We start from the raw sequence: 12,229 nt of genomic DNA on the forward strand, positions 1-12,229 counted from the left end.
GAAAATGGCGGTGTCACGCGATCGGCACTTTAACTGGCGCCGAGGATCATCTGGCAGTTCACGATAGTGCCGGGTCATAGCCGTCCCATCTGGGCACGCTTCGTCATGCATGAGATGACCGGCCTGCGTTTCCACATCGCGGCCTTCGAGGCTCTCGGCGGCGCTCCGCGGGAGTGCTTTGCGACCGGATGAAGACTGCCGTCATCGGTGAGCGTCAGACAGAAGGCATCGTCTATAAACCATGCCACCACCAGCCTTAGCCCCAACCAAAGCCACGCGGACGGCCGCTGAAACATCCTAGTTGGTGGGATCCCACACCGCAGGCGAATCCATCACCTCCTGTCCTCCGATAGTCTCCAACGAGCTGGGAGAAACTGCTGATCCAGGCTGAATGAAGACTTTGTGTGGCATTCCCTGGCGACGAGCTTGCTGCCCCTCTCCCGGCGTAGCTGGCTGACCCAGTGCTTGGCATAGACATTGCAGGGGATGAATGCGGCGGTAACTCGTTGGGGTCGGAAGTCGTCAAACTGCTTTCCTAGGCGTCGGCATTGCCTACCGAGCACCTCGCCAGACGGAAGCACGATCGATCTGGCACGTATGTATGCGTACGGGATCATAACCATAGAGGAGTTGAAACGATGGCGGATATTCTTACATCTCTAAACCCGCTCCGGTGGATTGAAGCGCCATCCACGGAACTGGAGAGCCAAGTGACCCAAAGTCTATTCCCGATGTTCCAACGCTTGGCGGAAGCGGGCGCTGAAACCGCTAAAATTCTGCAGGTTGCCTTATTGCGCCGCGTGCAAGTCATGTGCGACAGCCACTCTACCCGCCAGGGAAAGCTCTTTACTGAGGCCGAACGTCTTGCCGAGAGTCTACGCGAGGTGCACGGCAATGGGAATTTGGGCTACGCTTGGGCGGAATACCTGCGCGACGCTAGTGAGCGCGCCATATTGTGCATGGATCTTCTCCGACAGCGCGGCGACATCTTCCTCGAACATGAAGCGGCAGGCTGTCCGCCGGTTTTCTTCTGCGACTACGAGACAGTTATGGATGGAAACGATCTGCCCTTGAAATCCAATTACGTGTTACTTCGAATGATCCCGCCCCAAGGTGTTAACGTCGATGACACGAAGCGCCCCTTCATAATCATTTGCCCGCGCGCCGGACATAGTCCCGGCGTCGGTGGCCACAAAGAAGACAGCCAGGTCGGCGTAGCGTTCCGGGAAGGTCACCCGGTTTATTTGGTGTCCTTCCGCCGAGAGCCAGAGGGGGGGGCAGTATCTCTCTAATGTCACGTATGCGGAAGCGGCCTTTGTTCGTGAGGTCATGCGCCTGCATCCGCTTGCCCGCCTTCCAGTCGTAGTCGGCAACTGCCAAGCTGGCTGGGCTACCCTTCTGATGGTTGCGACAAATCTCGACTTAGCTGGCCCGATCATCCTCAACGGATCGCCGGTGACACCTACCTCGGGAAATATCGGTGAAAATACCCTCCGCTACATGGCGGGCCTCTTCGGGGGAGCTTGGATAACCATGTTTTTGTCAGATCTGGGCGGAGGCATCTTCGACGGCGCCCATCTCGTACAGAATTTCTAAACGCTCAATCCCGAGCGCCAGTTATTCATGAAGTATGTCGAACTGTTCCGAGATGTGGATGCGGCGAGCGAAGCCTTCCTTAAGGCTGAGAAGTGGTGGGGCGGCTTCTGCCTGATGCGGGGAGACGAGATCCGCTGGATAGTTGAGCACCTCTTTGTTGGTAATCGACTGGCGCACAACAAGGCGTATGGGGAGCCGGACCGGCGGCATTTCGACCTTAAGAAGATCAGGGCGCCTATTATCATATTTGCCAGTCATGGCGACAATGTAACGCCGCCGCAGCAGGCGCTGAATTGGATCCCCGAAATCTATGACAACGAGGAGGAAATCCGCCTTCTCGGCCAGCACATTATTTATATGGTACACAACGACGTCGGTCACCTCGGTACATTCGTTTCCTCGAGAGTAATCAACAAAGAATACAATGAGGTTGCAAGCACGCTCGAGGCAATTGAGGCGTTGTTGCCTGGCCTTTACGAGATGCGCATCACGGACATTCAAGAAGATGCTGGACACAAGAGCTATAGTGTTGAACTGATCGAGCGCACCTTCGAGAATATCCGTGAGTTTAACGATGGCCATGACGATGGAGGTCCCTTCGCTGCCGTCGCCCGCGTCTCTGAACTGCAAGCGCAGATCTATCACACAGTTGCCCGCCCCTTTGTGCAGGCCGCGGTCACAGACATCTCAGCAGACGCCAGCCGAATGTTCCATCCAAAGCGGCTGGAGCGATCGCTGCTGTCTTCTCAGAATCCGATCATGGTTGGCTATAAGTCAATTTCAGAGCAGGTACGGAACTCCCGGGCGAACGCAGCAGCGGAAAATCCTTTCCTGGCTGCGGAAGCGCTCTATTTCAAGGCTGTCGAACAGGCGATCGTGGTCATGCGCGACTGGCGCGACATGGGTTATGAGCTCGCGTTTCACATGATCTGGAACAACCCTTGGCAGCGATATTTTGACAATCCCCACGAAGCATACCGCAAAGGGACGACACTTGACGATATGAGATGGCAGCCGGACATCGCCAATGCGCTCAGGAGGATCGCGATCGGCGGACTCGCCGATGCCATCATCCGTATGGTCGTACTCCTGGTGAGCGATCGTGGCGGGATCCGACGCGACCGCCTGGCGCGCTGGTCACGGGTGCTGACCGAGGACGAGCCCTTCCGCTCACTAAGCGCTGATCATTTGGCCGAAATCACTCGCGTGCAGACGGCTATCGTCACCTTTGAGCCGGAGCAAGCAATGGAGACGCTGCCGCTGTTGCTAACGGAACCGAGGCAACGGCAACTCGCTTATGCAGCCGCTTGCTATATCCCGGGCTCCAGGGCGGAGATGTCATCGAGTACTGTTGCCATGCTACAGCGCTTCGCGGACGTGCTTGGCCAGCCATCGATCGTCGATGTGATTGAGGATCCGCTGGCAGTGACATAGTTTGTTCGTAGAGTAGCGTCTCGATCTCACCGAATCACATAATTATTGGTTTTCGCTCGTTGGTCACGGAGGCGCTTGAAACAATTCCATCGCAAATTCAGCCAGGACCGCAGATCGGAAAATTGCCATTGGACATCCGTCCTTTACAACGCAACGATGCCGTAATCCGGTTCAGTGATCGGGCCGGCAGAGGGCGGATTGAAACTGTGGAGGAAGGCTCTCGTCATAGGGCTGGCGCTCGCTGCAAATCATCGTGATCGAACGCACTGGCCATACGGTTGATCTCGGCTGACCGCGCACCGACCGCCTTGGCGGTCTCGCGCCACCTTGCGGTGTCGCGACTTCCTTAATGATCGCGCGAGCCTCGGCGAGCGTTAGGGCGTAGAGCCCTGCAGCTTCTTCCAGCAGGTCAAGGGAGCAGGTGCCTTCATCAAGATCAATGTTTGTCGTCAGCGCGCGCGCCTTGACATCCGTAGGCACTGGATTGAGGTCATAGGCAGGGGACAACGACCAGCTGGCTTTATTGAGCCACAGAAAGCCGTGATTTTTCTCCCCAGCTCAGAGCTAGAGCGGGCTGCAGCGAGAAGCGGCCGGGGTCCTCGAGCCAGGCACGATCATACTCAAACACGATTGTTTCGGCACCACGGGCGCGATTGCTCCGGGCCAGATGGGACGTGTGCGGCCGTGAAGGTCGAGATGAACTTCGAAATCAGCCATCGCGTGACGATCCCGGTGATCGCCTTGGGTGAGCGTGCTTGGGCAACTCTGCATTGGCCAGAGACTGGCCGACGCTGTCGTTACGGATGTCGGCGACTTGGCTCAGCCCATCTAGCAGGCCGAGTGCCTGGAGGACGCCTGCATAGATGCCGATGCTGACATTGGTGTCGCCGGCCTCGATCTTTTGAAGCGTTGAGCGTGAGGTGAAGGCACGTTCGGCTACTACCGCCATAGGCAGGCGGCGACGTCGACGTGCGTCGTGGATGTCTGCGCCCAGTTTGCGCAGCGCGCGCCGCACAGCGGCCGGAGCGTTGTGAGGTGTCGGAATTTGTCACCTTCGCACTACAGATTGCACTAGATATGTAGCACGAAGGTTACAATTTTTCAAGAGAGATGGTCAGAGAGAAAAGTGGTTAGAATGGGAATCGCGGGAGCGATAGCGCAAGTACGAGCCAGGCTGGCAGGCGAAGAAAGATGGCGGATCTTGAGGTGCTCAAGATCGATGCCGCCTCCGGACTGGAAGCGCGATCGGAACCACTATCGTCTGCTGATGCGGCTTTTGCCGATTGCCAAGCTGCACCCGGCCCTTAGTCGAACGGGTGCTCCTGGAAGATGCGGTGGTGTCGGTGACCGTGGACACCTCGTCGATCAGGGTCGCAACCGTGGCTGGTTTTGAGAAATCGGCGGGCGGACATTGTCGGCCATCAGGACACCAATTGAACTAGGCCATTTGGACTAGAATTTCCACTTATGGCGCGCCAACCGATCGGTTCCTCATGGATCGGGAAGCCGACCTCTACACAGCGGGCTCAATCCTCTAGAATAGTTGCTAATGACCGCTCATCAGACAATCTGATTGAAAGTTCCCCGCGAAGCAGCCATATATTTAGCTCAAATTCATTAGTGCTACGTAGGACATTGATCATGGTAGATGTGGAGCTGCAGGTCGCTCGGCAAAATGCCTCTCTTCGAGTGCAAGTCGAAGAAAGGCTCAGACAGGCTATTGCGACGGGCAAGTTCAAGCCGGGGCAAAGGCTCGTCGAGCGCGAGCTTTGCGAAATGATCGGCGTGGGTCGCACGTCCGTCCGTGAAGCGCTTCGGCAGCTTGAGGCAGAGGGATTGATCACAAGCTTCCCCCACAAGGGTCCAGTTGTCAGTATCATAACCTATGAGGAGGCCGCTCAGCTCTACACCGTCCGCGCGCTGCTCGAGGGGTTTGCTGGTCAGCAGTTCGCCGAAAATGGAACGGCGGAAGATATTGCCACTTTGCAAGATGCCGTTAGAGAATTCGAAGCGTCGGCGGAAAGCGGCGTGGGACACAGGCTCATCGCTGCCAAAAACGCCTTCTATGACTGCTTGATGGATGGCAGCAAAAACGTCTTCGTCAGGCAAATGCTAACATCGCTGCACAACCGGATCAATCTTCTGCGCATGACTTCGATGACACAACCGGGGCGCCTCAAACATAGCATTGCAGAAATCAAAGAGATTGCCGAAGCGATCCAAAATCGCAACGGACCCAGGGCTGCGGCCGCTTGTAAGCACCACATTGATATGGCTGCGAAAGTCGCACTCGAGTACCTGCGCAACAACACCTCAGGCTGATGCCATAAGATTTTCTGAAAATTGACAGATTGTCTGATGCTGGAGGTGGCCGGGTGTAATTAAATCCTTCAGGGCACGGTGCTTTTGACAACGCAACAACCTCTCTGGTGTCCATCGGACGATAAGATGGGTGCTGCTTGCACGGTCATTTTAAGTGAGGTGATTGAAGAAGCGACGGCAAAATTGGCGTCGTAGCGAGGGAGGGCCGGCCCAAGCATGAATTTTCCGATTGACAGATTGTCTGATAGGTCGTTAACTACTCCTCACTAACGGAGGTAGCTGATTGTGCTTGCCTCACATTCGGGAGCGGGACGTTGTCACCACGAAAAAATCTGCGCGTCGCCTTTATTGGTCTCGGCGCAATGGGCGGGCCGATGGCACAACATCTGTTGTCGGCTCAATTCGAAGTCACTGGCTTTGATCTATCGGCCGAGGCTAGGGAAAGGTTCGCGGCCGTCGGCGGCGTTCCGGCAGAGACGGTAGCGGAAGCATTCAATGGGGCCGATGTTGCGGTTACCATGCTTCCCAACGGCAAGGTTGTTCAAGACGCGCTCTTCAAGGATGGGGCCTGGCAATCCCTGAGTGCTGACGCGCTTGTCATCGACATGAGCTCATCGGCGCCCAATGATACTCGTGAGCTCGCAGAACGCTTGCATCAGAAGGGCTTGCGGCTGGTCGATGCTCCCGTGTCAGGCGGAGTGAAGCGAGCCGTCGAAGGCTCTCTTACTATCATGGCAGGCGGTGCTTCTGACGATATCGATCAAGCTGATCCCATCCTGTGCGCCATGGGCGGCCAGATTTTTAGGACAGGCCCGATCGGCTCAGGGCACGCCATGAAAGCCATCAACAATTTCGTATCGGGAGCCGGGGTTCTGGCAGCTATCGAAGGCGTTCTTCTTGGCCGAACGTTTGGTCTCGATCCTAGAACGATCGTCGATATTCTCAACTCGTCGTCTGGCAAGAACAACGCAACAGAAGTGAAGATGAAGCAGTTCATCCTCTCGGAGACTTTTGGCTCTGGTTTTGCTTTGGGGCTTATGGCGAAAGACATTAGGATTGCAGCGGACTTGTCGAAGGCGCTCAATCTCCAGCTGCCGACATTGGCCGGTACCGCTGATGCCTGGGATGCTGCTCGGCATGCTTTAGGCCCCGATGTCGACCATACGAAAATTGCGCAGTTCGTGAAAGATCAGGCCTGACCGCGAAAAACTACGCCAAACTGACAGTTGAAAATTGTCTGATAATCTGTCAAATATGATGAAGGGAGCGAAACCCAATGGCCACTTTGGACAGGAAAGATAAGGGGTCTAAGGCCGGCGAGCGAACAGCTCCATCGGAGCAGTTCAAGCGCGGACTTGCTACTCGTCGGCAGGTGATGGGGGACGCTTACGTTGATGCGGCCCTCGGAAAGGCGACCGACTTCACCTGGCCGATGCAGGAACTCGTCACCGAGTATTGTTGGGACAATATCTGGAACCGACCTGGCCTCGACCGTCGCGCTCGATCGATCCTCAACCTTGGAATGATAGCGGTTTTAAACCGACCGCACGAGCTCAGAGGCCACATCCGCGGCGCCATCAACAACGGTGTTACGAAACAGGAGATCCAGGAGATCTTCCTTCAGGTGGCTATCTACGTTGGTGTGCCAGCAGGCATCGACAGTTTCAGGCATGCCCAGGAAGTATTCACCGAAATGGGCATTTGAGAATGTGCTGTCCCGTGAGGGGGCATGTACAACATGCGCGGAGTTCTCAGCGCTTATCAACAAGGGAGGAGCCTAAAATGGCGATAGATCTCAAGAAATTCATAGAATTCGTGCGGGAGGATTTCGAGTTCAAGCGCGAAACTCGTTATCTTAACGGTATATTAAAATGCGATTTCCCTACCCGCAGTGTAGCGCTTCATTTCGAGGACGGTACGTTGCTAAAGGTGGAAGAGGCCGAATACGACGACGACAAGTGCACTATCGTCATACGCGGGACCGGTTCACAGTGGGAGGCGCTGCTTCAGCACAAACCCTTGCCGTTTTATCAGTGCTTGCAGTCATCAAACATCAAGCATGGCCTCTACCTTAGCAGTAACAACGAAACCTTCGCGTATCTGCCTGCTCTCAACCGCATGACCACCCTGATGCGCAATGCCCGTTCTGAAGGAGCAGCAGCATGACCAAGTTTGACCCCATTATCGGCCGTTATCTCTATCTCACCGTAGAAGGTATCGAGTACCGCGTCTATTACGAAGAAGCGGGCCAGGGGATTCCGCTTCTCGTCGGTCATACGGCAGGGTCCGACGGTCGCCAATACCGTCATATGCTTTGCGATTCCGACGTGACGAAAAATTTTCGCGTCATCGCGTTCGATCTGCCGTATCACGGCAAGTCCCTTCCCCCCTACGGCGTTCGCTGGTGGGAGAAGGAATACAACATGACCAAGAAGTTCATGATGGACTTCCAGCTCGAACTCTCAAAAGCGCTCGACCTAGACCGCCCCGTTTATTTGGGCAGCTCCATGGGCGGCCATCTCGCGATCGACCTGGCATCGAACTATCCGGACAACTTCCGCGCCACGATCTCGGTCGAAGGTGCGTTGCGCTCGGCGGCGGAGTACGTCGACGTCGGTATGGCTGGCATCCGCAGGGAGTTCGACAATCCAAACGTCAATCGCACCTCCATCGGTGCGGCGATGATGCTGAATATCTCACCGTACTCGCCAGAAGCGAATGTCCGTGAAATCCAGTGGGAATACAGCTGCGGTGGACCGGGAATCTTCGCGGGTGATCTTTATTACTACTACTACGACCACGATGTGTCGCCAGAAGAAGCCAGCAAAATCGATACGTCGAAATGTATGCTATACTTCCTCACGGGCGAATACGATCCAAACACGTCCCCGGCCGATACCAAGATTGCTGCAGACCTGGTCAAAGGCTCCAAGTTTTGGACAATGGAAAAGCTCGGACATTTTCCCGTTACTGAGGACTATAGCGAGTTCCGGAAGTATCTGTTGCCGATTCTTGAGGAGATCCAACAGTCATCAGCAGCCCGGTCTAAGGTTGCCTGATCCTTTTCTCGGGAGGAGAACTTCAATGAGGTGCATTCTGAATGTCACACTTGGGGCGCTGATCTCGGTTAGCGCCCTGGCGACAACCGCTTACGCGGATGGTGTCGATCAGCTACCGGCTACAGAAAAGAAGATCTATGAAACTGTAGATCCGCAGATTCCATTGGGGGCGAGCGCCTACAAAGACTTCAAGCCCAAAAAGGGTCCTCCGTGGAAGATCGGCTATGCAAGCAGCTACGCTGGCAACACCTGGCGAGCCGCAGCTCTCGATGCGGTCATGAGCGATCTTTTACCGCGATCAAAGGCTGCGGGCCTGGTGTCTGATGTCGTGGTCACCCAGTCGGATCTTAAAGACGCCGTTCAGATCCAGCAGATGCGTCAAATGGTGGACGAAGGCGTCGATGCAATCATCATCTGCTGCTCGAACGTCACGGCTCTTAATCAGACGATCGAATATGCCTACAAAGCCGGTGTGCCGGTGTTCTCATTTTCGGGCTACGTGACGTCGCCATACGCCATCAATGGCGCGGCCAATCACGCGCAGGGCGGTGCCGAGATGGCGACGTGGCTGGCGGAAAAAATAGGAAAGAAGGGCAATATCCTTCTCGTTTCTGGTATTCCCGGTTTCGCTTCTTCGGACAGCTTTGACAAAGCGGCTAAGGAAGCACTTGCTAAGTACCCCGACATAAAGATCGTCGGTGAAGTTGCAGGGAAGTGGACCGACCAGGTGGCCCAGGTCGAAGTTCAGAAGTTTCTTGCGACGAACCCGACGAAGATTGATGGGATCCTCACGCAGGGGGCCCAAGAGAACGGCGTTCTCAACGCAATGCTGCAGTCAGGTCGAGACATGATCCCGATTACTCTCGGGGGGGAAGCTTCCGCCGCGTGCTACTGGCGCAAGAACCCCGAGTTTGTGGACAGGAGTTTCCATATTTGGCCGCCGCGTCGCGAGATGCAACAGATGTGGGAGATCATGCTCCGCACATTGGAGGGACAAGGCCCTAAGGTTCAGTCCTTCCTTCGACCCGTCTTGCCTTACACCATCGATGAAGTCCGCGCGGCAATACCAGAAGATTGCGACTTGAACTCGACAGACTTCGTGGAGCCCAAGGCGGACGGGTGGTTTCCTGCTGCGATTGCTGCAGACTACTTCGAACGCCCGGCTAATCCCTGGAAGCCTGTGTCGAAGTGAAACTGTTCTGCCCGGTGGGTCTTGCCACCGGACAGAAGTTTCTCTTGTGGGAGGACCGCCTCGCGCGGCCGTTGGGATTAGAGGATCTCCGATGCAAAACCAAACTACGATCAAGTTGATCAATGTTGCCAAGTCTTTCGGCGAGACTAAGGCCTTAAAGAAGTGTGATTTTGAAGCCCGGGCCGGAGAAGTGCACGCCATCGTCGGAGAGAATGGAAGTGGCAAAAGCACGATGGCGAAGATCATGTCTGGAGTGTTGCACCCAGATTCCGGGAGCGTTTCGGTCCTTGGAGAAGAGATTTCGACTCCGACTGACGCCAAGCGCATCGGGCTGACAACGATCTTCCAGGAAGTGCTGGTGGCCGACGAGGCCAGTGTATTGGAAAACCTGTATGTCGGGCGCGACGGCATCTTCCGCTCGCAGGGCGGCAGTGGTCGGCGTACCGAGGCTGAGGAGATCCTGAAACGCCTCGTCGGCAAGCCCGTGGATCTCGATCAGAACGTTGGGGCATTGCCTCTGAGCGTCAAGCAATGGATAGTTATTGCGCGAGCGGTCTTGCGCAGGCCGAAGGTCCTCATCCTCGATGAATCGTCTGCGGCATTAGACCTCGATTCCACGATCCGCCTCCACGAGGAAATTGATCGTCTCCGTAGGGAAGGTGCGACCGTGCTGATCGTAACGCATCGGATCGCTGAACTTGTCCGCATCGCCGATCGAGCCACGATCCTTCGCGACGGCGTCACCATTGGTACGCTCGAGAAGCATGAAATAACTGAAGAGAACCTGCTTTCAATGATGACGCCCGCGGACCGAAACGCAAGCGACGCGAAGGCGTACGAATCAAAGCAAGTAGGCGCCGCCGCGCCGGCCGTGGTAGCGGTAAGAGACCTCGTTACTCACAGCGCGGCAGCGCCCTTCGATTTCGATCTACCGAAAGGAGCGATCATCGGTGTTGCAGGACTCGACGGGCAGGGGCAGGACGCTTTCGTACGCGCCGTTGCGGGTATCATCCAGCCTTTTGGTGGTAATGTCCAAGTCTGGTCATCCAGCACCGAGAGAATGAAAAAGGTCGCATCGCTCGAAGACGCTACCAAAGCAGGAATCTCGTATATTTCCGGCGACCGCAAGCGTGAAGGTATCTTCCCTCAGCAGAGCATCTTCGAAAATCTTGCCATCGGCGTCTATCGAAAGAACCTCGGTCCTCTTGGTATAATCAATAAGGCCGGCCTCAAACCCATGTTCAAACGCGAGGTGGATCGGCTCCGGATTAAGATTGGAAGTCCGGCGAACAAGATCACCTCACTGTCGGGCGGAAATCAGCAAAAAGTTTTGATCGGCCGTGCCTTTGCAAACGAACCGTCCGTCATCGTCCTTAACGATCCCGCTCGCGGTGTCGACCTCGGAACGAAGCGCGATCTCTACCGCGAACTGCGCCTGTTCACGGAGAAGGGTGGCAGCGTGATTTATCTATCAAGCGAAATCGAAGAGTTCATCGGCTTTGCGGACCGCGTCGACGTCTTCTTTGCTGGAAGGCTTTTCCGGTCGCTAGCAGGCGAGGACATAGCGGAAGAGCCAATCTTGGCCGCAATGTTTGGAAAATCGCCAAACGCCTCCATCGAGTTCGATCTGGAAAGGACTGCATGATGTCTGGAATCGCATTCCGTCAAATCACCCAGGACCGTTCCCTCTTCGTGCCGGCCGGCCTATTCATTGTCCTTTTGGTCGCCGTTGCCCTACGCGGACACGGGCTATTCACGAACAACGGCCTCGCAGGTGCAATCCTTGTCGCCACGCCCTTGATTCTAACGGCGCTTGCCCTCACCCCCATTGTCATGGCGGGTCGTGGAGCAGTGGACCTTTCAGTTGGCCCCTTGATGGGGTTCATCAACGTTACCCTTATTACCTGGCTTGTGGGTAACGGAATTACCAACCCTATCGCAGTGATAGTATGGGCAGTCGGCCTGGGAGCGGCATTCCAGCTACTCCAGGCGCTGGTTATCATTTATGTGCGTGTCGCTCCGATAATCGTTACGCTGTCGGGTTTTCTTGTCCTCTCCGGGTTGAACCTGATGGTGATGTCCCGACCGGGTGGAGTCGCGCCCGACTGGATGCTTAGCTGGGGGGCGGGGACCGACATCATGTCACCTGTTTTGCTGTTGCTGGTTGCAGCGTATGCATTATGGCTCCTTCTCAGGGGGACTATGTTTTACCGCAACCTTCGCATGACGGGTGCGGATGAGCGCATGGCGTATACGAGCGGCGTTCGAGTGGACGCAGTCCGCATCATCGCCCACGTTGTTGGTGGAGCATTCGCTGGACTTGCCGCCCTCAGCTACACGGCGCTGATCTCCTCTGGTGATCCGACGCAGGGCAGCACCTACACCCTTCAGGCTGTTACGGCCCTGGTTCTCGGAGGTGCGAGCCTCTCCGGTGGTCGTGGTGGAGCACTTGGATCTACGCTTGGCGCGATCAACATGTTCCTCATCTCCTATCTCCTCTCCACCTTCAACTTCGGCACGGTTTCGGGGTTCGTTACCCAGATGGCATTCGGCTTAATCCTCGTCGGATCACTTCTCGTGAACGTCTTTGTCATCAGTCGCCGCGCGGTTGTGTAAGGAGCAAGAT

10 protein-coding genes and 3 pseudogenes are annotated in these 12,229 nt (G+C 55.8%); 11 read left to right on the plus strand and 2 right to left on the minus strand.

The window, feature by feature from the left end:
• Positions 1-42 precede the first annotated feature (42 nt).
• From K6M89_RS27355 to K6M89_RS27360, 3 genes and pseudogenes are all read left to right on the plus strand, one after another.
• Positions 43-236: pseudogene (locus K6M89_RS27355) on the plus strand (IS21 family transposase); the annotation flags it as partial.
• Between the two features lie 402 nt (positions 237-638).
• Positions 639-1,292 carry a DUF3141 domain-containing protein gene (locus K6M89_RS31550; RefSeq protein WP_004668605.1) on the plus strand — a complete coding sequence of 218 codons (654 nt, stop codon included), beginning with the start codon at positions 639-641 and terminating at the stop codon, positions 1,290-1,292.
• A 37-nt stretch (positions 1,293-1,329) separates the two neighbouring features.
• Positions 1,330-3,030 (plus strand): annotated as a pseudogene (locus K6M89_RS27360) (DUF3141 domain-containing protein).
• A gap of 223 nt (positions 3,031-3,253) precedes the next feature.
• On the opposite strand, the pseudogene K6M89_RS31675 reads toward K6M89_RS27360, so the two are convergent.
• Positions 3,254-3,579: pseudogene (locus K6M89_RS31675) on the minus strand (HipA domain-containing protein); the annotation flags it as partial.
• Between the two features lie 160 nt (positions 3,580-3,739).
• Entirely contained in the window at positions 3,740-4,075 is a 336-nt protein-coding gene (locus tag K6M89_RS27365; protein ID WP_026188835.1) for a helix-turn-helix domain-containing protein, read from the minus strand.
• Positions 4,076-4,671: 596 nt separating this feature from the next.
• On the opposite strand from K6M89_RS27365, the gene K6M89_RS27370 reads away from it, so the two are divergent.
• From K6M89_RS27370 to K6M89_RS27405, 8 genes are all read left to right on the plus strand, one after another.
• Complete coding sequence (locus K6M89_RS27370) at positions 4,672-5,352, plus strand: GntR family transcriptional regulator (RefSeq protein ID WP_004668612.1); 681 nt, start codon at positions 4,672-4,674, stop codon at positions 5,350-5,352.
• 314 nt (positions 5,353-5,666) lie between these two features.
• A complete protein-coding gene (locus K6M89_RS27375) occupies positions 5,667-6,551 on the plus strand; it encodes an NAD(P)-dependent oxidoreductase (RefSeq protein ID WP_004668614.1) in 885 nt (294 codons plus the stop codon).
• 77 nt (positions 6,552-6,628) lie between these two features.
• Complete coding sequence (locus K6M89_RS27380) at positions 6,629-7,057, plus strand: carboxymuconolactone decarboxylase family protein (protein WP_004668619.1); 429 nt, start codon at positions 6,629-6,631, stop codon at positions 7,055-7,057.
• Positions 7,058-7,134: 77 nt separating this feature from the next.
• The gene (locus K6M89_RS27385) at positions 7,135-7,518 is read left to right on the plus strand and encodes a hypothetical protein (RefSeq protein ID WP_004668622.1); all 384 of its coding nucleotides are present in this window, start codon (positions 7,135-7,137) and stop codon (positions 7,516-7,518) included.
• Positions 7,515-8,411 (plus strand): alpha/beta fold hydrolase, encoded by an 897-nt coding sequence (locus K6M89_RS27390; protein ID WP_004668623.1) that lies wholly within the window; start codon positions 7,515-7,517, stop codon positions 8,409-8,411. The genes K6M89_RS27385 and K6M89_RS27390 overlap by 4 nt, the downstream gene beginning before the upstream one ends.
• A gap of 25 nt (positions 8,412-8,436) precedes the next feature.
• Positions 8,437-9,603, plus strand: coding sequence for an ABC transporter substrate-binding protein (locus K6M89_RS27395; protein ID WP_004668626.1), 1,167 nt, complete (start codon positions 8,437-8,439; stop codon positions 9,601-9,603).
• Positions 9,604-9,694: 91 nt separating this feature from the next.
• Entirely contained in the window at positions 9,695-11,248 is a 1,554-nt protein-coding gene (locus tag K6M89_RS27400; protein ID WP_004668627.1) for a sugar ABC transporter ATP-binding protein, read from the plus strand.
• Positions 11,245-12,219, plus strand: a complete 975-nt coding sequence (locus K6M89_RS27405) for an ABC transporter permease (protein ID WP_008534336.1) — start codon at positions 11,245-11,247, stop codon at positions 12,217-12,219. Before K6M89_RS27400 ends, K6M89_RS27405 begins: the two co-directional genes overlap by 4 nt.
• Positions 12,220-12,229 lie beyond the last annotated feature (10 nt).

Source organism: Rhizobium croatiense, from assembly GCF_019793465.1.
In the GTDB taxonomy this organism is placed as follows: Bacteria; Pseudomonadota; Alphaproteobacteria; order Rhizobiales; family Rhizobiaceae; genus Rhizobium; species Rhizobium croatiense.